This window comes from Polynucleobacter sp. JS-Safj-400b-B2, from assembly GCF_018881975.1.
Lineage (GTDB): Bacteria > Pseudomonadota > Gammaproteobacteria > Burkholderiales > Burkholderiaceae > Polynucleobacter.
In genome coordinates this window covers 40,806-64,400 of the sequence record NZ_JACVPJ010000007.1, presented here as the reverse complement: position 1 = coordinate 64,400, position 23,595 = coordinate 40,806, and the positions used below count along the sequence as shown (strand labels likewise).

At 44.6% G+C, this 23,595-nt stretch carries 20 protein-coding genes and 2 tRNA genes; 19 read left to right on the top strand and 3 right to left on the bottom strand.

Features of this window, described 5'->3' with window-relative positions; translation table 11 throughout:
* Positions 1–27 precede the first annotated feature (27 nt).
* From ICN48_RS09045 to ICN48_RS09025, 5 genes are all read left to right on the top strand, one after another.
* Entirely contained in the window at positions 28–1,911 is a 1,884-nt protein-coding gene (locus tag ICN48_RS09045) for a propionate--CoA ligase (protein ID WP_216153369.1), read from the top strand.
* Between the two features lie 244 nt (positions 1,912–2,155).
* Positions 2,156–3,343, top strand: a complete 1,188-nt coding sequence (carA, locus tag ICN48_RS09040; protein WP_216153421.1) for a glutamine-hydrolyzing carbamoyl-phosphate synthase small subunit — start codon at positions 2,156–2,158, stop codon at positions 3,341–3,343.
* Positions 3,343–6,606, top strand: coding sequence for a carbamoyl-phosphate synthase large subunit (gene carB / locus ICN48_RS09035; protein WP_216153368.1), 3,264 nt, complete (start codon positions 3,343–3,345; stop codon positions 6,604–6,606). Before carA ends, carB begins: the two co-directional genes overlap by 1 nt.
* Before the next feature lie 58 nt (positions 6,607–6,664).
* On the top strand, positions 6,665–7,141 hold the full coding sequence (greA, locus tag ICN48_RS09030) for a transcription elongation factor GreA (protein WP_216153367.1): 477 nt from the start codon (positions 6,665–6,667) through the stop codon (positions 7,139–7,141).
* Entirely contained in the window at positions 7,141–7,614 is a 474-nt protein-coding gene (locus ICN48_RS09025; protein ID WP_216153366.1) for a DUF4149 domain-containing protein, read from the top strand. The genes greA and ICN48_RS09025 overlap by 1 nt, the downstream gene beginning before the upstream one ends.
* 39 nt (positions 7,615–7,653) lie before the next feature.
* Here the strand turns inward: ICN48_RS09025 and ICN48_RS14090 are convergent, their stop codons facing one another.
* On the bottom strand, positions 7,654–8,280 hold the full coding sequence (locus ICN48_RS14090; protein ID WP_216153365.1) for a YhbY family RNA-binding protein: 627 nt from the start codon (positions 8,278–8,280) through the stop codon (positions 7,654–7,656).
* 126 nt (positions 8,281–8,406) lie between these two features.
* Between ICN48_RS14090 and ICN48_RS09015 the strand changes: the two genes are divergently transcribed.
* From ICN48_RS09015 to ICN48_RS08985, 7 genes are all read left to right on the top strand, one after another.
* Positions 8,407–9,081 (top strand): RlmE family RNA methyltransferase, encoded by a 675-nt coding sequence (locus ICN48_RS09015; protein WP_216153364.1) that lies wholly within the window; start codon positions 8,407–8,409, stop codon positions 9,079–9,081.
* 144 nt (positions 9,082–9,225) lie between these two features.
* Positions 9,226–11,103 carry an ATP-dependent zinc metalloprotease FtsH gene (gene ftsH, locus ICN48_RS09010; RefSeq protein WP_216153363.1) on the top strand — a complete coding sequence of 626 codons (1,878 nt, stop codon included), beginning with the start codon at positions 9,226–9,228 and terminating at the stop codon, positions 11,101–11,103.
* A 41-nt stretch (positions 11,104–11,144) separates the two neighbouring features.
* The gene (folP, locus tag ICN48_RS09005; RefSeq protein WP_370624194.1) at positions 11,145–11,990 is read left to right on the top strand and encodes a dihydropteroate synthase; all 846 of its coding nucleotides are present in this window, start codon (positions 11,145–11,147) and stop codon (positions 11,988–11,990) included.
* Positions 11,991–12,019: 29 nt separating this feature from the next.
* Positions 12,020–13,363 (top strand): phosphoglucosamine mutase, encoded by a 1,344-nt coding sequence (glmM, locus tag ICN48_RS09000; protein ID WP_216153362.1) that lies wholly within the window; start codon positions 12,020–12,022, stop codon positions 13,361–13,363.
* A gap of 83 nt (positions 13,364–13,446) precedes the next feature.
* Positions 13,447–14,274, top strand: a complete 828-nt coding sequence (locus ICN48_RS08995) for a hypothetical protein (RefSeq protein ID WP_216153361.1) — start codon at positions 13,447–13,449, stop codon at positions 14,272–14,274.
* Positions 14,271–14,837 carry a chromate transporter gene (locus tag ICN48_RS08990; protein ID WP_216153360.1) on the top strand — a complete coding sequence of 189 codons (567 nt, stop codon included), beginning with the start codon at positions 14,271–14,273 and terminating at the stop codon, positions 14,835–14,837. Before ICN48_RS08995 ends, ICN48_RS08990 begins: the two co-directional genes overlap by 4 nt.
* The gene (locus tag ICN48_RS08985) at positions 14,834–15,358 is read left to right on the top strand and encodes a chromate transporter (RefSeq protein ID WP_216153359.1); all 525 of its coding nucleotides are present in this window, start codon (positions 14,834–14,836) and stop codon (positions 15,356–15,358) included. Before ICN48_RS08990 ends, ICN48_RS08985 begins: the two co-directional genes overlap by 4 nt.
* Before the next feature lie 12 nt (positions 15,359–15,370).
* On the opposite strand, the gene ICN48_RS08980 is transcribed toward ICN48_RS08985, so the two are convergent.
* The gene (locus tag ICN48_RS08980) at positions 15,371–17,467 is read right to left on the bottom strand and encodes a TonB-dependent receptor (protein ID WP_255539519.1); all 2,097 of its coding nucleotides are present in this window, start codon (positions 17,465–17,467) and stop codon (positions 15,371–15,373) included.
* Positions 17,468–17,957: 490 nt separating this feature from the next.
* Between ICN48_RS08980 and ICN48_RS08975 the strand changes: the two genes are divergently transcribed.
* From ICN48_RS08975 to ICN48_RS08965, 3 genes are all read left to right on the top strand, one after another.
* A tRNA-Pro gene (locus ICN48_RS08975) sits at positions 17,958–18,034 on the top strand.
* 35 nt (positions 18,035–18,069) lie between these two features.
* Positions 18,070–18,146, top strand: a tRNA-Arg gene (locus ICN48_RS08970).
* Between the two features lie 313 nt (positions 18,147–18,459).
* Positions 18,460–18,708, top strand: a complete 249-nt coding sequence (locus tag ICN48_RS08965) for a hypothetical protein (protein WP_216153358.1) — start codon at positions 18,460–18,462, stop codon at positions 18,706–18,708.
* A gap of 8 nt (positions 18,709–18,716) precedes the next feature.
* Here ICN48_RS08965 and ICN48_RS08960 read toward each other — a convergent pair whose 3' ends face one another.
* Complete coding sequence (locus ICN48_RS08960) at positions 18,717–19,448, bottom strand: GGDEF domain-containing protein (RefSeq protein WP_216153357.1); 732 nt, start codon at positions 19,446–19,448, stop codon at positions 18,717–18,719.
* Between the two features lie 241 nt (positions 19,449–19,689).
* Between ICN48_RS08960 and ICN48_RS13880 the strand changes: the two genes are divergently transcribed.
* From ICN48_RS13880 to ICN48_RS08940, 4 genes are all read left to right on the top strand, one after another.
* Entirely contained in the window at positions 19,690–20,922 is a 1,233-nt protein-coding gene (locus ICN48_RS13880) for an HD-GYP domain-containing protein (RefSeq protein ID WP_255539518.1), read from the top strand.
* A gap of 230 nt (positions 20,923–21,152) precedes the next feature.
* Positions 21,153–22,940 carry a circadian clock protein KaiC gene (gene kaiC, locus ICN48_RS08950; RefSeq protein ID WP_216153356.1) on the top strand — a complete coding sequence of 596 codons (1,788 nt, stop codon included), beginning with the start codon at positions 21,153–21,155 and terminating at the stop codon, positions 22,938–22,940.
* Positions 22,937–23,251 carry a circadian clock KaiB family protein gene (locus tag ICN48_RS08945; protein ID WP_370624193.1) on the top strand — a complete coding sequence of 105 codons (315 nt, stop codon included), beginning with the start codon at positions 22,937–22,939 and terminating at the stop codon, positions 23,249–23,251. Before kaiC ends, ICN48_RS08945 begins: the two co-directional genes overlap by 4 nt.
* Positions 23,248–23,595: a circadian clock KaiB family protein gene (locus tag ICN48_RS08940; RefSeq protein WP_216153355.1), complete on the top strand. Its 348-nt coding sequence runs from the start codon at positions 23,248–23,250 to the stop codon at positions 23,593–23,595. The genes ICN48_RS08945 and ICN48_RS08940 overlap by 4 nt, the downstream gene beginning before the upstream one ends.

Here is a 23,595-nt window from a genome sequence, read left to right as displayed (position 1 = left end):
AGTAACTTTTAAGAAATCAGGTTGACCATGTCCTATAAAGCACACCATGAACGCTCAATAAATGACCCAGATGGGTTTTGGGGTGAGCAAGCGCAATTGATTCATTGGGAAAAGCCCTTCGATAAAGTTCTCAATTACAACAACCCGCCATTTGCCAAATGGTTTGAGGGTGGCTTAACGAATCTTTGCTTTAATGCAGTTGATCGTCACTTAAAAGATCGTGCTGATCAAATCGCCTTAGTGGCAGTGTCTACTGAAACCAATCAAGAGAAGACATATACATTTAAAGAGTTATACGAGGAAGTGAATCGTATGGCTGCAATTTACAAAGCCAATGGCGTTAAAAAGGGTGATCGCGTACTGATCTATATGCCGATGATTGCCGAAGCCTGTTTTGCTATGCTTGCTTGTGTGCGTATTGGCGCTATTCACTCTGTAGTGTTTGGTGGATTTGCATCACATAGCTTGGCATCCCGTATTGACGACGCAAAACCAAAGCTGATTGTGTCTTCCGAAGCTGGCGCTCGTGGCGGTAAGGCTGTTCCTTACAAACCATTGTTAGACGAAGCAATTACTTTGGCTGAATACAAACCAGAAAAAGTATTGATTGTGAATCGCGGTCTCACTGAATTTACAATAGAGGCAGGTCGTGATTTAGATTACGCAAGCGAGCGTCAAAAGCATCTGAATGATGTGGTTCCGGTTGAGTGGGTTGATGCGACTCATCCTTCTTATATTTTGTATACCTCCGGTACAACTGGTAAGCCCAAAGGCGTTCAACGCGACACCGGTGGTTATGCTGTGGCACTAGCAGCTTCTATGAAGCACATCTTCACAGGTAATCCTGGCGAAACGATGTTTTGTACATCAGACATTGGTTGGGTTGTCGGTCACAGCTATATTATTTATGCGCCCTTGCTTTCTGGTATGGCTACCATCATGTATGAAGGTACGCCATTGCGTCCTGATGCAGGCATTTGGTGGGAGCTGGTAGATAAGTACAAAGTGTCTGTAATGTTTTCTGCACCAACAGCTGTGCGAGTTCTTAAGAAGCAAGATCCTGCATTCTTAACGAAGTACGATCTTTCAAAATTACGCGCTTTATTCTTAGCGGGCGAGCCTTTAGATGAGCCAACTGCAAGTTGGATTCATGGAGCAATTAATAAGCCGATTGTCGATAACTACTGGCAGACAGAGACTGGCTGGCCAATGCTAGCCATTCAACACGGAGTAGAGGTGATGCCTCATAAGTTTGGCTCACCAGGCGTGCCTTCTTTTGGTTACAACATGAAATTGCTCGACGATGCCACCTCTGAGGAGCTGGGTCCAGATCAAAAGGGTGTTATTGCCATCGAAGGCCCATTACCTCCTGGTTGTATGCAAACAGTTTGGGGTGATGACAAGCGCTTTGTCAGCACCTATTGGGAAACCATTCCTGGTAAGTTAATTTACTCAACCTTTGACTGGGGTATCAAAGATAAGGATGGTTACTTCTTTATCTTAGGGCGCACCGATGATGTGATTAATGTTGCCGGGCATCGACTTGGTACACGCGAAATCGAAGAAAGTATTTCTAGTCATCCGAATGTTTCAGAGGTTGCCGTGGTTGGCATTGAAGATAAGTTGAAAGGCCAGGCTGCAATTGCATTTGTGATTCCTAAAGACGCCTCCAATACTGCTGCCTTAGAGGCAGAGTGTATGAAGACTGTCGATACCACCTTAGGAGCGATTGCGCGACCTGGGCGAGTTTATATAGTTACTGCGTTGCCAAAGACACGCTCAGGCAAGATTGTGCGTCGCGCACTTCAGGCTGTAGCCGAAGGACGCGATCCTGGCGATATCAGCACGATGGATGACCAGTCTGTTTTAGCTCAAATTAAGACCATCATTGAGCAAGGCGCCAAGACTTAAAACACCCATTTTTAGATAAATTGCTCTCCCATCCATTAGGCTAGGGGAGCTTTTTACCTTCCAGCCCCCATTTGGCTGCATATCCAAGGGTTTACGAGCAAAAATGTTATGATTGCAAGGTTCGAAACTTAATAAATACCCTAGCGCTTAAAGACACTCACCACCCGCAAAAATATCCCCGGGCTAGTCTTTTTTGGGGTTTTGAGCGTCGGATGGAGCAGGGACTGGAGATGGTTTGTCACCCTTGCTTCCTTCTTTTCCCCCAGCCGTGTTGGCCCTAGCCGACGGCACATTATTTCCCGGTTTTAGCATTGGCGCCCCTGGCGAAACTACTGGCGAAGTCGTATTCAATACCGCATTGACTGGATATCAAGAGATCATTACTGATCCCAGCTACTCACGCCAAATTGTTACCTTAACTTATCCGCACATCGGTAATGTCGGTGTAAACGCTCAAGATGCGGAATCAGATCAGATTCATGCGGCAGGCTTGGTAGTGAAGGATCTTCCAAAACGCGTATCCAATTTCCGCTCAGAGGGTTCTTTGGATGACTACCTTACTAAAGCAGGTGTTTTAGGAATTGCTGGCATAGATACACGCAAACTCACCAGAATTCTGCGAGACAAAGGCGCGCAATCCGGCGCTATTGTTGCTGGCAAATTAGGCGATAGCTATGAATCTTTGGGAGCGAGGGCTCTTGAGCTGGCTAAAGCTTTTCCTGGCATGTCAGGCTTAGATCTTGCAAAGGTAGTGACTACCAAGAAAGCCTATGATTGGCGCGAGGCCGAATGGGATCTTCATGGGCCAAATGGCACGCCTGCTTATAGAACATTGAATACCAGCAAGCCAATCAAAAAGGTAGTTGCTTACGACTTTGGTGTGAAACGCAATATCTTGCGCATGCTGACTGAGCGTGGCTGTCAATTGACGGTGGTACCAGCACAAACTACTGCCGCAGAAGTTTTGGCAATGAATCCCGATGGCGTGTTCTTCTCAAATGGCCCTGGAGATCCTGGCCCATGTGACTACGCCATTGCAGCTGCAAAAGAAATTATTGAAAAGGGTGTGCCGACTTTTGGCATCTGTTTGGGTCACCAAATCATGGGTTTAGCTGCTGGTGCAAAAACTTTGAAGATGAAGTTTGGTCATCATGGCGCTAATCATCCAGTGAAAGATTTAGATACCGGTCGCGTTGCGATCACTTCGCAGAATCATGGCTTTGCTGTTGATGCGAATACTCTGCCAGACAATATTCGCGTCACTCATGTTTCCTTGTTCGACGGATCTTTACAAGGTTTGGCTTGGAAAGATAAGCCAGCACTCTGTTTTCAGGGTCATCCTGAGGCCTCCCCTGGTCCTCATGACATTGCCTATTTATTTGATCGATTTGTGGAGCTTATGAATGCTGCCAGCAAGAAGGAGGGCAAATAATGCCTAAGCGTAGCGACATTAAGAGCATCCTGATTATTGGTGCTGGTCCGATTGTGATTGGACAGGCCTGTGAGTTTGACTATTCTGGAGCGCAAGCCTGTAAGGCATTGCGTGATGAGGGCTACAAAGTTATTTTGGTGAACAGTAATCCCGCAACCATCATGACCGACCCCGAGATGGCTGATGTGACTTACATTGAGCCAATCACTTGGGAAGTGGTTGAACGGATTATTGCTACTGAAAAGCCCGATGCAATTTTGCCAACCATGGGTGGCCAAACAGCTCTGAACTGTGCATTAGATCTTCATCGTCATGGCGTGTTAGAAAAATACGGTTGTGAATTAATTGGCGCCTCACCAGAAGCCATTGATAAAGCAGAAGATCGTCAGAAATTTAAAGAGGCGATGACCAAAATTGGTCTTGGCTCTGCAAAGTCGGGCATTGCGCACTCAATGGACGAGGCGCATGAAGTTCAGCAACAAATTATGAAAGAGACCGGCAGTTCCGGTTTCCCAGTAGTCATTCGTCCATCATTCACTATGGGCGGATCAGGTGGCGGTATTGCTTATAACCGCGAAGAGTTTGAAGAAATTTGTAAGCGTGGTCTCGATTTATCACCAACACGTGAGCTCTTAATTGAAGAGTCTCTCCTTGGCTGGAAAGAGTTCGAGATGGAAGTCGTGCGCGACCGCAGTGACAATTGCATCATTGTTTGCTCAATTGAAAACTTAGATCCGATGGGTGTTCATACCGGCGACTCCATTACCGTAGCACCCGCGCAAACTTTAACGGATAAAGAGTATCAAATTCTGCGTAATGCATCGATTGCGGTTCTAAGAGAGATCGGCGTTGATACAGGGGGCTCAAACGTTCAGTTCTCGATAAATCCAGTTGACGGTCGTATGATCGTTATTGAGATGAATCCCCGGGTCTCACGCTCATCGGCGTTGGCCTCTAAAGCTACGGGATTCCCGATTGCGAAGATTGCTGCTAAATTGGCTGTTGGCTATACGCTCGATGAACTCAAGAATGATATTACTGGTGGCGCAACACCAGCATCATTTGAGCCTTCAATCGATTACGTTGTTACGAAGATTCCTCGTTTTGCATTTGAGAAATTCCCGCAAGCTGATTCTCGTTTAACAACCCAGATGAAGTCTGTTGGTGAAGTAATGGCGATTGGCCGCACATTCCAGGAGTCTTTCCAAAAGGCACTCCGTGGTTTAGAGGTTGGTGTTGATGGTCTTGACGAGTTTTCTACGGACCTAGATGACATCATTAATGAAATCAATGAGCCAGGCCCTGATCGGATATGGTACCTAGCAGATGCTTTCCGCATGGGAATGGGTCTTGATGAGATTTACGCTGAAACGAAGGTTGATCCTTGGTTCTTAGAGCAAATTGAAGAGCTCATTACGATTGAAACTGAACTTAAGCAGCGCAAGATTGATAGCCTAACAGCGCCTGAATTGCGTTTTGTAAAGCAAAAAGGCTTTTCTGATCGTCGTTTAGCTAAGCTACTTAAAGTTGACGCGGCTTCAGTTCGTGCTGCACGTCATCGCTTGAAAGTGGTCCCTGTCTATAAGCGAGTCGATACCTGTGCTGCGGAGTTCTCAACAAACACCGCCTACTTGTATTCAACCTACGAAGCGGAGCATGGTGAGTGCGAGTCACAGCCGACCAATAAAGAGAAGATTATGGTTTTGGGCGGAGGTCCGAACCGAATTGGTCAAGGCATTGAATTTGACTATTGCTGTGTACATGCTGCTTTAGCAATGCGTGATGATGGTTATGAAACCATTATGGTCAACTGCAACCCTGAAACCGTTTCTACTGACTACGACACTTCTGATCGCTTGTACTTTGAGCCATTAACACTCGAAGATGTATTAGAAATTGTTGCCAAAGAAAAACCAAAAGGTGTGATCGTTCAGTATGGCGGTCAAACCCCTTTGAAATTGGCTCTCGATCTAGAGCGTAATGGTGTGCCAATCATTGGTACCTCGCCTGACATGATCGATGCTGCAGAAGATCGTGAACGCTTCCAAAAGCTACTTCAAGATCTTGGTTTGCGTCAGCCACCTAATCGTACGGCACGTACTGAAGAAGAAGCTCTCAAGCTTGCTGAAGAAATTGGCTACCCATTAGTAGTTCGCCCCTCTTATGTTTTAGGTGGTCGCGCAATGGAAATCGTCCATGATGGTCGCGACCTTGAGCGTTACATGCGTGAAGCTGTAAAGGTTTCACATGACTCTCCAGTTCTGTTAGATCGTTTTTTAAATGATGCCATTGAGTGCGACGTGGACTGTATTAGCGATGGTGAGGCCGTCTTCATTGGCGGCGTAATGGAACATATTGAGCAGGCCGGTGTGCACTCTGGCGACTCAGCTTGTTCTTTGCCGCCATATTCTTTGTCAGATGAAACGGTTGATGAAATTAAACGTCAAACTGCAGCGATGGCTAAAGGACTGAATGTTGTTGGTTTAATGAACGTTCAGTTTGCGATTCAGAATGTAGATGGCAAAGATGTCATCTATGTCTTGGAAGTAAATCCACGCGCTTCACGTACCGTACCGTTTGTATCAAAAGCCACTGGTTTGCAGTTGGCGAAGATTGCGGCACGTTGTATGGTTGGTCAGACTCTAGAGCAGCAGGGTATTAAGACTGAAGTGAAGCCGCCATACTTCTCTGTTAAAGAGGCTGTATTCCCATTTAATAAATTTCCAGGTATTGATCCAATTCTCGGACCAGAAATGCGTTCCACTGGCGAAGTGATGGGTGTTGGCAAGACTTTTGGCGAGGCTTTATTTAAGTCGCAGTTGGGTGCCGGCATCAAATTGCCTAAGAGCGGAACAGTTCTTTTGACTGTCAAAGATAGTGACAAGCCTAAAGCAATTGAAGTTGCTAAGTTGTTACATCAACTGGGCTTCCCGATGGTTGCGACTAAAGGTACTGCAGCAGCAATTGAAGCAGCTGGTTTACCAGTTAAGGTGGTTAATAAAGTGAAGGATGGACGTCCACATATTGTGGATTTCATCAAGAATGGTGAGATTTCGCTGGTATTTACTACCGTGGATGAGACCCGGACGGCGATTGCTGACTCAAGATCGATTCGAACTAGCGCACAAGCTAATGGTGTGACGTATTACACGACGATTAGCGCGGCACGTGCGGTTATGGATGGGTTGCTGGCTTCACAAAATGGCAAGCTTGAGTCGCTTGAGGTCTATTCATTACAAAACTTACATCGGGCGCTTATTTAATCTAAAATTGACATTTATACGCGTAATTTTGCGCACGAAATTAAGTTAGGTTAGTAGCATGAGCACAATTCCGATTACCAAGCGCGGTGCAGAACTTCTCAAGGAAGAGTTGCACCGCCTTAAGCATGTAGAGCGCCCCTCAGTAATTGTTGCCATCTCCGAAGCTCGCGCTCAAGGCGACTTGTCAGAGAATGCTGAATACGATGCTGCTAAAGAAAAACAAGGCTTTATTGAGGGCCGTATTCAAGAGCTAGAGGGCAAACTTTCGGCAGCACAAATCATAGATCCAGCCTCACTTGATGTGACAGGCCGCGTAGTTTTCGGTGCGACTGTTGATTTGGAAGATCTAGAAGATGGTACTAAATTGACCTATCAGATAGTGGGTGACGATGAAGCTGACATTGAGTTCAATAAAATTTCTATCAGCTCTCCAATTGCTCGTGCATTGATCGGCAAAGAAGAGGGTGATGTTGTTGCAGTGCAAGCACCAGGTGGTAATCGCGAAGTTGAAATCTTGGCTGTGCGTTACGTCTAATGCATCACATCCGAACCCAGAGAATATTTAGCCTGATATCAGGACTCTGGGTTGGTGGCTTTATTGCTATTGGTTTTTTAGTTATACCTATTCTTTTTTCAAGCCTAGGTGATAGGCAAGTCGCCGGCATGGTGGCCGCGAATCTTTTTAAAGTCACAGCCTATGCAGGCGTTGTTATCTCCTCGCTATTAATGGTGATGGCAAGCGTTTTAGTGCGTCATGAGTTGTCGCGCTACCGTTCAATGCGCTGGATATTGCTAGGTATGTTGGCATGCGCAGTGGGCGCTGCATTTATCCTAATACCCTGGATGAACTCCCTAAGGGACCAGGCCTTGTATTCAGGCCTTTCTGTGCGCGAATCATCTTATGCAGTTTTATTTGGTCGCCTGCATGGCGCCTCTAGTATTTTATTTATGATCCAAGCCTTGCTTGGGCTTGCACTTGTTTGGCGGGCAACAAAAAACGCCGACTAGCAGCGTTTTTCTTTGAATCTAGAGTCTATTAAGAACCTATTAAGAGCCTAATAATTTTTTCTTGGTGCTGCTCATTCTTACTTTACGTTTCTTAATTGGTGCTGGTGCGGCTGTAGCTTTTCTGTAGCCAGGTGAAGACCAGCCAATTTTTGATTCAGCCGCTTCTGAACGCAATACCCGTTTCTTGGGGATTGCCGACTTCACTGCTGCAACTCGCTCAAAAGGGGACTTGTTAGAGACAGAGCGACGATCAGATCTTTCTGAAGTACATGTTCGTACACCTGCTTTAGTATCCGTGCGATTAGGCTGGCGTTTGGTACGTGGTGCTTGCAGTGACTTTTTAGTCTGCTTGCTTGAGCGTCCGAGATTGCTAAATGCTTCCTCAACAGCATCTTTTGGTCTCCATAGCACCAGCAATTTGCCAATGTGCTGAACAGGAGCGGCATCTAACTTATCGCAGAGCTCTTCATAAATAGCTGTGCGAGCTTCGCGGTCATCTCCAAAAACACGAATCTTGATTAGGCCATGGTGATGAATTGCTAATTTAGCTTCTTTAACTACAGCAGGAGTTAAACCATCACCACCAACCATCACAACAGGACTTAAGTCATGAGCGTCGGCTTTGAGGGATTTACGTTGAGTGGGGGTAAGGATTAGTGCAGTCATGAGCTTGATGATAGAGCATTCAACGTGTAATTCAGCTCATTACAGCAAATTTAACAATATATTGCTTAATTCCTTTTGCTTTAGGGGGCGGAAAATAGGAAAATAGATGCCGAAAGTGGGTAAGTTGTGGCAAAGAATAAATTTAATAAAAGTTGGTTGCAGGATCACCTAACGGATCCCTACGTAAAGATGGCTCAAAAAGAGGGTTATCGTGCGAGGGCGGTTTATAAGCTCAGTGAGATTGACGAGCAAGATCACCTCATCAAAGCGGGTATGACTATTGTGGACTTGGGTAGCGCCCCTGGGAGCTGGTCTCAATACGTCCGCAATCGCCTAACGGAGCTTGGTAAAACGAATCCTAAGATTGAGTCTGGCAAACCTGATGGACAGATTATTGCGATTGATATTCTGCCGATGGAAGATATTGCTGATGTGAGCTTTATTCAAGGAGACTTCCGTGAAGATGAGGGTCTTGCTGCGCTTGAGGCATTACTTCCTAAAGAGGCTGAAGGCAAGGTGGATTTGGTTCTATCCGATATGGCGCCCAATCTATCTGGAGTTGGCGTAGCTGATGCCGCCAGGATGGCTTTTTTAGCTGAGATAGCATTAGACTTTGCCACTGCCCATCTCAAGCCTGAAGGTGCGCTGTTGATTAAGTGCTTTAACGGAAGTGGCTATAGCCAGATTGTGGAATCCTTTAAAAAGGTCTTCAAAACAGTTGCCTCCCGTAAGCCTAAGGCATCAAGGGCAAAGTCTTCAGAGATCTTTCTGCTGGGTAAAAACCTAAAACCTACAAAATAAGCCCCTAAAAGGCTAATTGACCCAAAAATAGTAGGGCTTTTTAAATAAATATGCCATTCGCTCTTGAAAAAGGCTGGTAGTAGAATCAAATACTAAGGTAGCGATTCGCTTTAACTCCTGGATCAATCCAGAAAAGGACTCATTTTGAACAGCAATATGTTCCAAAAAATCGGTGTGTGGCTCATTGTGGGCTTGGTGCTTTTTACTGTCTTTAAACAGTTCGATAAGCCCAAGGACCAAACACAAGTTACCTATTCTCAATTTATGGACGATGCCAAGGCTGGCAAAGTTAAGCGAGTAGATGTGCAAGGTCGCACATTACAAGTCACACCTGCTGATGGCGCTAAATATTCCATTATTTCTCCCGGAGATATCTGGATGGTTGGCGATCTCATGAAATACGGAGTTCAAGTTACCGGTAAGGCTGATGATGAGCCTAATATGCTGGTTTCTGCTTTGTACTATCTTGGGCCAACACTATTGATTATTGGTTTTTGGTTTTTCATGATGCGTCAGATGCAAGGCGGTGGAAAAGGCGGGGCATTCTCTTTTGGAAAATCTAAAGCCCGTTTAATTGATGAGAATAGCAACACAGTTACCTTTGCCGATGTCGCTGGATGTGATGAAGCAAAAGAAGAGGTCTTTGAGATCGTTGACTTCTTGAAGGATCCACAAAAGTTTCAAAAGCTCGGTGGCCGTATCCCACATGGCGTATTACTTGTGGGCCCTCCAGGTACTGGTAAAACCCTTTTAGCACGTGCTATTGCAGGTGAGGCGAAGGTTCCGTTCTTTTCAATCTCCGGCTCTGACTTCGTTGAGATGTTTGTTGGTGTTGGCGCATCTCGCGTACGCGATATGTTTGAGAATGCTAAGAAAAATTCCCCTTGCATCATCTTTATTGATGAGATCGATGCTGTTGGTCGTCACCGCGGTGCTGGTATGGGCGGCGGTAATGATGAGCGCGAACAAACTCTCAATCAAATGTTGGTTGAGATGGATGGTTTTGAAAGCAACAGCGGCGTGATCGTAGTTGCCGCGACCAACCGTTCCGATGTATTGGATAAGGCTTTATTGCGTCCAGGACGTTTTGACCGTCAAGTTCACGTAGGCTTGCCTGATATCCGGGGTCGTGAGCAAATCTTGCAAGTGCATATGCGCAAAGTTCCTATTGATCCTGATGTAAATGCTGCTGTTTTGGCTCGTGGTACTCCAGGTTTCTCAGGTGCAGATTTGGCGAACCTCGTAAACGAGTCCGCATTGTTTGCGGCACGTCGTAATAAGCGTGCAGTAGATATGAAGGATTTTGAGGATGCAAAAGACAAGATCTATATGGGTCCTGAGCGTAAGTCTGCTGTGATGCGCGAAGAAGAGCGTCGTAATACGGCATATCACGAGTCTGGACATGCAGTGGTTGCCAAGGTACTTCCTAAGGCTGATCCTGTCCATAAGGTCACCATCATGCCGCGAGGTATGGCATTGGGTGTGACTTGGCAGTTGCCAGAGTTTGATCGTGTGAACTTGTATAAAGATCGCATGATGGAAGAGTTGGCCATTCTGTTTGGCGGTCGAGCTGCGGAAGAAGTGTTTTTACATTCTTCAAGTACAGGCGCTTCTAATGACTTTGAGCGTGCCACCAAGATGGCTCGCGATATGGTTACTCGCTACGGTATGAGTGATAGCCTTGGTACGATGGTTTATGTTGACACTGAGTCAGAAAGCATTTTTGGTCGCAACAGCACTAAAACAGTTTCTGAGTTAACTCAACAAAAAGTTGACGCAGAGATTCGTGCATTGGTGGATAGTCAGTACGCTTTGGCTAAATCAATCTTGGAGCAAAATCGCGATAAGGTTGAAGCGATGGTGACTGCTTTGCTTGAATGGGAAACTATTGATGCTGAGCAAATTACTGACATCATGGAAGGTCGACCACCAAGGGCGCCAAAAACTTCATCTGCAACGCAGTTTGGCAACTCTGCTGGAACACCCGGCCCAGCGACTGGTAGCGCTCCTGCTACTGCATAAGCGCGCTTGATGGCTTCGCTTTGATTCTGAATCAAGGTCACATGGATATGCCCACAACTTGGCGTTGTGGGCGTTTTCTTTTTGACTTCAACAAACGTAAACGCCCAATTGTTATGGGCATTCTCAATGCAACACCAGACTCATTTTCTGATGGTGGACAATTCAGAACCCTAAAAGACGCTGTCGCCCAGGCAGAGCACATGATTGCCAATGGCGTTGATCTCATTGATATTGGCGGTGAATCTACAAGACCCGGCGCAGAGCCCGTGCAATTGCAAGAAGAGTTAGATAGGGTCCTTCCAGTAATAGAAGCGCTGAAAGACTGTGGAGTACCTCTATCTATTGATACCTACAAATCTGAAACTATGCGTCAAGCATTGCATCTTGGCGTAGATTGCGTAAATGATATTTGGGCCCTTCGACAAGATGGTTCAGTAAATGCTATTTTAGCAAGTAAGGATTGCGGCATTGTTCTCATGCATATGCAGCGTGACCCCCTCACCATGCAATTTAATCCTGATTATCACGATGTCATTGTTGATGTTAAACAGTTCTTAAAGGCACGGGTTGAGTTATTGATTGCTAAAGGCATCAGCGGAGATCGCATTGCCATTGATCCTGGCTTTGGATTTGGTAAAAACCTAGAGCACAACCTTAGGATGCTGGCAAACCTTGCACAGTTCTCAAGCTTGGGTCTTCCGGTATTAGCAGGCCTATCCCGAAAGTCGATGCTAGGAAAAATCACAGGTAAAGATACCAATGAGCGCGTTGCAGCCAGTATTGCCGCGGCCATTATGGCAGCCGATCGGGGCGCTAAAATTATTCGGGTTCATGATGTAGCCCAGACCGTAGATGCTCTTAAACTTTGGGAGGCGGTAAATTCTTAGCGAAGTATCTAAGTTTTATAATGAGATCCATGAAAAAACAATATTTTGGTACTGACGGCATTCGAGGCGAAGTAGGGCAATTTCCGATTGTCCCGGAATTTATGACGCGCTTAGGTTATGCGGCTGGCAAAGTATTGACTCGTGACGCTAAACCTGGTGAGCGCTGCAAAATTTTGATCGGCAAAGATACACGGGTTTCTGGCTATCTGTTGGAGGCTGCTTTGGAAGCAGGTTTTGCTGCCGCCGGAGTAGATGTCATGCTTTGTGGGCCCATTCCGACTCCTGGTGTCGCCTACCTCACAAAAGCTTTGCGACTATCAGCAGGCCTAGTGATCTCTGCCTCACATAATCCGTATCAAGATAACGGCATTAAGTTTTTCTCAGCCAAAGGTGACAAGCTATCCGATCAATTCGAGCTTGATATTGAGGCTGAATTGGCTAAGCCTATGGGCTGTGTTAATTCAAAAGAACTGGGCAAGGTATATCGATTAGATGATGCTGCAGGACGCTATATTGAATTTTGTAAATCCACATTCCCAGGGGAACTCAATCTTAAGGGTTTAAAGCTTGTCGTTGATTGTGCGAATGGAGCTGCGTATCACATCGCACCTCATGTTTTTCATGAACTAGGAGCCGAGGTTATCCCTATTGGCGTGAGTCCCGATGGTCGAAATATCAATGAAGGCTGTGGTGCAACAGCTCCAGCAGCTTTAATTGCTAAAGTTAAAGAGGTAGGGGCGGATTTAGGCATTGCCTTAGATGGAGATGCTGATCGCTTACAAATGGTTGATGCTTCAGGCCGTCTTTTTAACGGCGATGAACTGCTATATGTGTTGATTAAAGATCGCTTAGATCGTGGACAGCTGCTTGGTGGCGCAGTGGGCACGCTCATGACCAATCTTGCCGTTGAAAATGCCATCAAAGCACTCGGAATTGGTTTTGAGCGCGCCAACGTTGGTGATCGCTATGTTTTGGAATCACTCAAAGAGAATGGCTGGATTATTGGTGGTGAGGGCTCTGGCCACATAATTTGCCTCGATCAACACTCTACTGGAGATGGGACGATCGCCGCTCTTCAAGTGTTGGCAGCCATGAGTCAAAATAAGAAGAGCCTTGCACAACTACTAGATTCAGTTAAGCTTTACCCACAGGTTCTTTTAAATGTGAAATTTAAACCTGGTTATGACTGGAAGTCAGACGAAAATCTAAAAAAACAAATTGCTAGGGTTGAGGCTGAGCTAAAAAATAGTGGCAGATTATTAATACGAGCCTCTGGCACAGAGCCTTTATTGCGCGTAATGGTAGAGGCTAAAGAAGCTGATACAGCTATGCGTGCAGCCAAAAGTATTGCTGATTTAGTGCCAACCGCATAACTATATAAGCAGTCTTAAGCGTTTTTCTAAACCATGCATCACCTCATCATTTAATTTAAATTCTTGAAAGCAGGATTTAACGTATGAAATTACACCCATCAATTACCAATAGAGAATTTAAACTGCTAATCAAGCCCAAAGGTCTTGATCGTCGCGGAAGAATTTTGCTTCTTAGTGAGCAAATCGTAAAGTTTTGTAAGAAAAATAAAGTTGATTTCTTTCATCTTGATAATGCAGACACAGGATTACGAAATATTTACTTTTACGATACCCCTGGTGAGGATTTTCGTCTTAATAACATTATTTTGCGTGTTCGGGAGTCACGTCAGAATGTGTGGGTAGATGACTATGCAGAGGTAACGCTCAAGTGTCGAACTCATGACATGGAGAATGCCTCGAAGTTCAATCCAACTCCACAGAAGAAAATTAAAGCAAGATCACGTTTTAAGGAGGAAATCTTACGTGGCGATGCCTTGGGGTCTAAACGTCAAATATTCTCAAATAATGCAATATTGGATGCCGTTCCAATTGATAGTTTATTTGACAGATCCATAAGTGCAATTTGCAAGTATTTCCCAGGAATGGCTAATCTTTCGATTGATAAAAAAACCCCTGTGAATATTGTTGGTGGACCTAAAAACAAGATTCTTGAAGCGTGTTTACCGCTAGGTAACCTAGTCTTTGGTGATGGCGTACAAGCCCATTGTGAGATTGCCATTTGGATGAGGACTGCCGGCGATCCTATCGTAGGTGAACTCGCATTTTCTTATCGGGTAAACGATGAAAATCGCGCGCAAGTTAAGGCACATAAGAGGGCAGATAAATTTTTCAAAAAGCTACAAATTGAATTGGCTGATTGGTTAGAAATTGGCAGTACAAAAACAGCATTAATTTATGGAAAACCCGAATGAGCATCCAAAGCTCTACTGATGAGAGCGCTCCGGTTAGTTTATTTGACCTCTTTTTTCAGTTTTTGCTCATTGGCGCCGTAAGCTTTGGTGGCGGCATCATTGCCTATGAGCGCATTCTTCTGATTGAAAAAAGACGCTGGCTTACAGCCGACGAATTTATGGGCTATCTCGCGATTAGCCAAACTATGCCGGGCTTAAATTCAGTGAACTTAGCGGTGCTTACAGGAGATCATTTGCGTGGCGCTTTAGGCGCTTTTGTAGCAACAATCGGCTTAATTCTTCCTGGATCACTATTTGTATTGATCATTGGTATTGCCTACACCACTAATACTGATCACCCATTGGCAAACTTAATTTTGTCAGGAGTGGCAGCTGCTGCATGCGGCTTGTTAGCAGCAATTACTTATCGAATAGGGGATGATCACTGGAAGCATCTCAAGTCGCTTTTCATAATCGTTCCGACCTTTGTTTTGATGAGTTTTGTAAAACTCAGTCTGCCGATCGTTCTCTTAATAATGGCCCCGATTGCAATTTACATTTACCGCCCAAAAGTGAGCTCATGAATCACTTACTGTCATTAGCACTCAGCTTTAGCATGCTGTCACTTCTGGCAGTTGGAGGCGGCACTGCCGTATTACCGGAGATGCAAACCCTATTGGCACATCAATTTGGTATTGATCATCTGCGTTTTGTACATATTTATAGTATTGGTCAAATTGCACCAGGCCCTAATATGTTGATGGTATTGGTGATCGGGTTTCAGGTTGCAGGCTTAGTAGGCGCTGGAGTTGTTCTCCTTTCTTTTTTCTTGCCATCCAGTATTTTGTGCTTCTATGCCGGACGCATATGGGATAACTTTGGCGAAAGCCCTTGGAGACGGAGTATCCAGAATGCTTTAGAGCCCATTTCAATCGGCTTAATGGCTTCCGGTGTCTATGCTGTAGCCAAATCTTCTATCGTTAGCCCAATAACCCTTGGATTAGCCTTAATTTCTCTTTATCTTATTTTGAGAACAAAAATCAATCCGGTGTTTGTAATTCTAGGGTCTGGATTGCTTGGATATTTTCTACTGAAATATCTTTAGGGCTTAGTCGCATCAAAACGCAGCCCGTACGCCGACCATCACGCTTCTTCCCGGTTGCGGCGCATACAGCCTCACAGCCATAGGTGAGGTTGCATAACGAATCTCTTCATTCAGTAAGTTCTTGAGAATTAAGTACCCAGCCCAATTTACCTTTCCAATCCGCTCTGTATAAGACAAGTTAGCATTGACAAGGTTATAGCTTGGCGTTGGCCCGATTTCCCAGCTAGCTAATTTATTTTGTTGATAGCTATAGATGTAAGTTGCGCCTGCTAACCACCCATTGCGTTGGTATCCTAATTCGGTCCCTAGACGTGGCGCTGGCTGCAAAGGAAGATTTCCGCCGGAAGTAAAGGTGCCTTGAGAGACATCACCAAATATTCGTCCACCAACGCCAGTTTCATTCCAGTTATAGGTAAGTTCTGCTTCCGCCCCTTGAATTGATGCATTTGCTTGAGAAGCCTGCACAACTGAAAAATTTTCATTAGCTTGACTATAGGCACCGGTGTAGTAACCATATATGAAATTATTAAACTGGTTTTTATAAATACTGGCTTTACTGCGGATCAAGCCCAGAGTCTTTTGAAAACTAAGCTCAAGATTGTGTGAAGTTTCAACGCCTAAATTTGAGTTTCCAATATCAAATGTTGCCGTTGAATCGTGCGGCCCATATGAATAGAGCTCTTGAGCACTGGGTGATCTTTGAGAAACTGTATAGGCAAGACCTATCCCATAACCTTTGGCAACATCTAGCAGGCCTCCTGCTGAATAAGACATTAAATTAAATTGGCGATTTTGAAGTGCAGGAGGGCCATAAGACGTTGGAATAAATTCTTGACTGCTAGCGCTAGGAAACTGGGTTCCAGAATTTGGATTTTGGTTTACGTAGTTATATCGAGCTCCGAGACTCGTTTTTAATGGTCCATATCGACCTTCTTCAACCAAGAAGAGGGCAGTTGAATTTGATTTTGTCTGGGGAGCTATTGCGTAATTATTTGTCGATAAATCTGTTGCATTGAGAGTTGAGCCTATGACTTGTAGGCCCAGAATACCTTTTGATCCCAGCAACTCTTTATGAGCTAATTCCAATCGAGCTTCAGTAGCAGTGTTATTCCATTTGGTTGATGCAACACCATTATTGGTAAATTCAGTATGTTGATAATTTGTATTAGCAGCGCTAATCTTCACCGAGCTAAAGCCATCAAAAGGGTCGTTAGTTTGATGGGCAATGTCGTAACGATTTTGTGACTGTTGAATAAAGCCGCCCTCTGCGGTGGGTATTCCATAGTTATGATTCATGCGCTCTAAAGAGAGGCCTGTATATCCATCCGAGCGAACATAACTTGCTCCTAAACCTAAACTATTCTGATTGCTAAAAGAGAATGGTAGTTTTCCACTATAGGGAATATTTACCGGCTCACCTGGGTTGATAGCCCAATTTGCATTTGGTCCGCCTTGTTCAGCAAATCCTGGAATACGATAGTTATTCGAATTGCTTATGGCTGAATCAAAATGCAAAGCAAGGGGACCTGCTGGTGCATCGAGCTCTATATTGGCTGTTTTACCTTGGTTCACTGTTTCGTAGCTGGTATTGACTGCACCAGATAGAGTGTCAGGCATCGTCGTAACAATTCGATCATTTACAACGTTTATTAAGCCACCGCTGGAGCCTGATCCATATTGAAGAGCAGAGGCACCACGCAGAATTTCAATCTGATGGGTATTTTGCATTGGGCTTGCTATTGCATGATCAGCGGAAATACTTGAAACATCGCCGGCGGATAATCCATTTTGCAGAATCTGAACGCGCGCACCTTCAAGACCACGAATAACAGGCCTTGATGAGCCTGCACCATAGCCTGTTGCCGAGACGCCGAGCTCATTTGCTAAAGTTGCTCCAAGCGTTCCGGATAGTTTGTTTTGCAACTCATCCCCAGCCAATACTTTATTTGGCGATAAAAACCCTTGACCACCTTCGTGCACACCAGTGACATCAAGCTGAGGTAAAGCTTCCGCTTGATTTTGTGACCAAGCAGGGTTGTTCAGAAAAAATGTAATGGCTACCAATAATGGTGAGCAAGAAAATGGTTTAGAGCGGTAATTCATATTCATCCAAATTCACCAATTGATGGTGATTAATTAAAACGGGAATGCGCAATGCAGCGCTAATGTTTTAAAGGATGAAAGTGGGGGGAGCGCGCGATTGATAAACGCTAGCTATTGAATTTCTTAAAAATGAATTATTTGTATTGGGTTGATCTATTGCGCCTTGGTGAGTTGCCACAGCAGAAGATTGGTCGCATGGAATAAATCCGGCAAGCGAAAGTGCGTCAAACAGGTGACAACTATCAGAGGTATGACTAAAGGTTTTATCAACAACAGATGATTTGCTTATTTCGGTGGATTGGCCTTGGAGGCCCGCGTGCGAAATGCTGTGGGAAAGACCTATCCAGTGGGTTCCGAGCAAGCAAAATACGAGCAATGCCGCTGTAAAAGCGGTCTGAATTTGCTTCGTAAATTTGCTTGAAAAATAGGCACTCATGGCACGAATGTTACAGGATTTGCCTGTAACAGCCCTCTCGGTGTAGAATATCGGTTCCGTCGGAGTGTAGCGCAGCCTGGTAGCGCACCTGCTTTGGGAGCAGGGGGTCCAAGGTTCGAATCCTTGTACTCCGACCACTTTCCCTTATTGTTCTAGTTATACCCAGCACATTCTGCCCATAGCTCAGCTGGATAGAGCAACGCCCTTCTAAGGCGTAGGTCGCACGTTCGAATCGTGCTGGGCAGACCACGAACCCTATTAATTATTGTTGTTTCAGGCTTATCTATTGTCTCGATTGTGGCTTGATCATGAGCGAGCTTGTCTGGCGTAAGGGAAGCCTTGGGTCTAGCGTGGAGAATCCTGTGTGACTATTAGTGACTCTGCGACTTTAATGAAATTTAGGGGCTGAGCTTGTGGTGTCGGTTAGACCCGACCTTTCAGTGTCACTTAACGCGACACTTTGTTAGCTGCCGGTTGTTATTCGGTTAGGTATCGCCAATATAGAGATACCAATACTAATGTTCCCAATAACTACTTCAACCCATCCACTTATAGCGAGACTATGATTGCCTTTGGAGCACGTAAGCGTATCAATGGCTGGATGCTTAGTGGTACAGCAGGCGTTGGACGACAAACAGTCAATCAAGATCCAAGCACAACCACACAGCTCTATGAGTTAGCGGCAACCAGTCCTGTGGCATCAAACGATTACTACTTTAAGACTCGGGCTGGTTACGGCAAGATGGCAGGATTTCTTGGGCCGAACTACTTTTATCGCTATGTAATGGAAGAGCTTATCTTTCCGTTTTAAGATCCTAGCTATTTAAAGGAGGGGGTAGAGAGACTCCAAAAGGCAACGCGATTTCGCCCTTCATTTTTTGCTTGATACATTGCTAGGTCAGCCTGATTTACTAACTCATTTAAGAGTATGCCCCGCTCTATTGTGGGATTTTTTTTGGGGTTAAAAATCGCAACTCCAATACTAATGGTGATGTTTATTGGTTTTGAAGCACTTGTAACATTTGCTGTATTGGCAATATGTTCCCGCAAACGCTCAGCAATTTGTGCAGCTCCCTCGGCCGCTGTTTCTGGCAACAGTATCAAAAATTCTTCCCCCCCAATTCGTCCAACTATATCAATAGAGCGAACTGCTTCTTGAGAGTGCCTTACTAGATTGGCTAAAATCGTATCACCAACATGATGACCAAATTGATCGTTTACATTTTTAAAATGGTCAATGTCCATTTCAAGTAGAGCAAAAGAATGTTTATTTCTGCGTGAGCGATTAATTTCTTCCGAGATTCTATAAAGTATTTCGGTGCGACTTAAACTATTGGTGAGGGGATCGTGCTGAGCAAGAGTTTCGAGCGTCAGTTGATTATTGTCAGCCTTGAAAAGTAATTTTTTAAGACCAAGGACGCCGAGCAATAAGAATCCTGAAATTAGTAGCGATAGGATTGCGTCTAATAAGTCGAAGTTACCAGACTCATAGACATGAATTATCGGAACAAGTCTTCTGCCTACCATTAAGCTAAGGCCGATAGCTAACAATAGCCATGCCCAGCGATATATGGTTGCTGAATGCCGAAATAACGAAAGGCTAATTAGTGAGGCAAGAACCTGACATAGCAGCGATAGGCAGTAAAGGCTAATAGCTATATACAAAATGTACCTCGTATCTCAAAAGTAGAGTAAGTCCATTACACCTATAAAGCGTTAAAAAGTCTATAGATATAAGAGCTAATGGGTATACACTGAACAAATAAAGGGTTCCTGAAAAAGCGGTTTTTAAATGAAAAAAATAGAAACGACTGATGCTGAGATAGCTAAGCGAGCTGCTGACTTAATTATTGCTAATAAAGAACTACTCTTTCAAAATGAAGAGAAAGCTAAGCGTGTAGCTGAACTAGTTCTTGCTAATATTGAAAAAGCCAAGCGAGTAGCAGAGCTGGTTATCGCTAATGAAGAGAAAGCCAAAAGAGCCGCAGATTTAGTGATAGCGAATGAAGAGCTTGCCCATCAAAATGAACAGAGGGCAAGAAGAGTTGCTGAGCTCGTTATTGCCAATGAAGAAAAGGCTAAGCGGGCGGCAGAGCTAATTATTGCCAATGAAGAGTTGGCATATCAAAACCAAGAAAAAGCCAAACGGGTTGATGAGCTCAAGATTGCTAATGCGGAAAAAGCAAAACGAGCCGCAGAACTCATTATTGCTAACGAAGAGCTTGCTTTTCAAAATGAAGAAAAAGCCAAGAGAGTAGCTGAGCTAGTTGTCGCAAATGAAGAAAAAACCAAGAGAGCTGATGAGCTTATTATCGCCAATGAGGAGAAAGCAAAGCGAGCGGCAGAATTAGTGGTGGCGATGGAAGTAAAAGCCAAGATGGTTGCTGAGTTGGTGATTTCCAAGCTCGAGGCAATCAATCATGAAAAATTACAATTGTCTTTGATGGAAACAATTGATATAGCTAGGGCTCTGGTTGAATTGCGGGACCCCTATACCGCTGGTCATGAAAAGCATGTAGGTGATTTGGCTAAAGCTATTGGCGCCGAGATGGGTTTAGATGAAGAGAGTATTGTTGGCCTCAAAATGGCTGGGCTCATTCATGACATTGGCAAGATTGCTGTACCCGCTGAAATTCTGACTAAACCATCAGCCTTATCAGGGTTTGAAGAAAAGTTGGTCCAACTGCATCCTGAGCAGGGATATGAACTTTTAAAAGACATTGAGTTTCCCTGGCCGGTCGCAGATATGGTGCGTCAACACCACGAGCGTATCGATGGCTCTGGCTACCCCCTGGGTTTAAGAGGGGATCAGATTCTCCCGGGCGCGAAGATTTTGGCAGTTGCCGATACGCTTGAAGCCATGTCTACCCATCGCCCTTACAGGGCCGCCCTTGGGCTGCCTGCTGCAATCGCTCAAATTAAAGCTGAATCTGGCAAGCAATTAGACGCCATGGTGGTCTCTGCAGCCGTTAAGCTGTTTGACGGCAAGGAAAGTCTAGATTTGGGGGGGGGGGCAACTGATTGATTTTTAAATTAATTAAGTAGCCTTTTATTGGGCCACTTCCAACCGATATATTTCATAAGGGTTAGCCCTAGGCAATCCTCAATTCCTTCGTTATTTGACTTAGATCAAACTCAAAAGTTATAGAAGTTATAAAGTAAAAAGAGTTAAATGGTTTGCTGAGCAGTCAAATGCCTATCAGTAAGTCCTATTTTCAATTTCATTAGACTGTCTTCATCAAAGCGAGTGCCAGAATGACTAAAGCAAAGCCCAGCAAAGTAATTACAAAGCCGAAAACTACTTTAAAGCCGAAGTTCGTGCAGGTAACCCGAACTCAACTCCCCAAAGTCTTAACGGGGATTGAGGGTTTGGACACCATTACTAATGGGGGTATTCCAAAAGGACGCCCTACGCTAGTGTGCGGTAATACTGGTTGTGGCAAGACATTGCTTTCAATGGAGTTTTTGGTTAGGGGGGCTGCTCAATTTAATGAGCCTGGTGTTTTTATGGCTTTTGAAGAGTCAACCAAAGACTTAATGGCCAACGTCGCTTCGCTTGGGTTTGATCTACAAGGGCTCATTAAAAGTAAAAAAATTGCCATTGACTATGTGTATATAGACAAGGATGAAATAGCCGAGGCGGGTGAATATAACCTAGATGCTCTTTTTATTCGACTAGGCGCTGCGATTGATGCAATTGGCGCAAAACGGGTTGTGCTCGATACCATTGAGTCACTTTTTTCAAGCCTCCCAAATCCTGCAATATTACGCGCTGAAATAAGGCGTCTTTTCCGCTGGCTAAAAGACAAGGGGGTCACTGCCATTATCACTGGCGAAAGTGGGGTAGATACTATTTCTCGTCAAGGATTAGAGGAGTACGTATCTGATTGCGTCATTTTATTAGACAACGTCATTGACGATCAGGTTTCATCGCGAAGATTGCGTATCGTTAAGTATCGCGGATCACTTCATGGAACTAATGAATATCCATTTTTAATTGATGAAGATGGAATTTCATTAATACCAATTACCTCTGCAAGGCTGAATTACGAAGCGGTAACAGGCAGAGTTTCTAGTGGTATTGAGCGACTAGATTCAATGTTGGGTAATAAAGGTTTCTACCGTGGCAGCTCTATTTTGGTTTCGGGTACGGCGGGTGCTGGTAAAACTAGCTTTTTGTCACATTTTGCTAATGCATCTTGTAAAAGGGGTGAAAAAGTCTTGTATTTTGCTTTTGAAGAGTCACCAAGTCAGATTGCAAGAAACATGAAATCTATTGGTATGGATTTAGACTTTTGGATAAAGAAAGGTCTGCTCAAGCTCGAGTCTACTAGGCCGTCGCAGTATGGGCTTGATATGCATCTGATCATGATTCAAAAAATGGTGAATGAATTTAAGCCCCAAGTGGTCATCATGGACCCTATTACTAGCTTTGGAGACAATCGAAATCCAAATCAAGTGAAAAGAATCCTGATGAAGTTAGTGGACTTTTTAAAGGCCGAAGGAGTTACAGCGATGTTCTCCAGCTTAACTGCCAGCGGAACCTCGCCTGAGTCATCTCACGTCGCAATTTCCTCATTAATTGATTCATGGATTCTATTAAGGGACATCGAGAGCAATGGGGAGCGTAATCGCGGTTTGTACATTCTCAAGTCGCGCGGTATGGCGCATTCCAATCAAGTTCGAGAATTCTTAATTACCAATAATGGCGTGGAATTAATCGACGTCTATTCTGGTATTGGTGGTGTCTTAACCGGTGGCGCACGTCTTAGCATGCTAGCCAAGGAAAAGGCCCAAGAAATCCAGATGCAAGAAGAAGTCGAGCTTCGCCACTTCGATTTGGAAAATAAACGTAACGTTTTGGACGCTAAGATTGCAGCAATGCGGGCTGAATTTGCGGCGCAAGAAGCTGCCAATATTAAATTAATCTCACAGGAGAAACTTCGCTCAGGTCAATTAAGTGTAGATAAGACTGCCATGGAAAAAATGCGCAAGTCTGATGTTGAAATTGCTCCGTTAGTAGCCAAAAAGAGGTCAAAGTGACTAAGTCTGCTGCAGTAAGCGGCGAAACTTCGATTTTAAAGTTGCGACTATATGTGGCTGGACAGACGCCCAAGTCGATAATGGCTCTGAGCAATCTCAAAAAAATATGCGATGCTCATATTGGTGATCCGTATGAGCTCGAGGTAGTTGATTTATTGGAAAATCCAAAGCTCTCCGAAGAGGACGAAATCTTAGCAATCCCGACCTTAGTTCGCAAGCACCCCAAGCCGGTTAAAAAAGTCGTTGGAGACCTCTCGAATATCGAGGAAGTGCTAGCTCAGATCAGTTTAGGGGGAGGCTTGAACAAATGACTGATAAATCGATTGATTTACGGGTGCATCCCAAAAAAGAAGGGAGTTCGCCCGTCAAAGTGGCTGGGTTAAAGAAATATATTCTTCGACTCTACGTTGCAGGTGCGACGGCACGTTCGGTTGCGGCCATTACCAATATTAAAAAGATTTGTGATGAGCAGCTGGCAGGTCAATACACTTTAGAGGTAATCGATCTTTATCAGCAACCTCTCTTGGCTGCTGGCCATCAAATCATTGCAATACCGACCCTTATCAAGGAATTACCCCCACCGTTGCGTCGCATTATTGGTGATCTCTCTGATACAGAAAAAGTTTTAGTCGGTCTAGATTTAAAGTCTAATTAA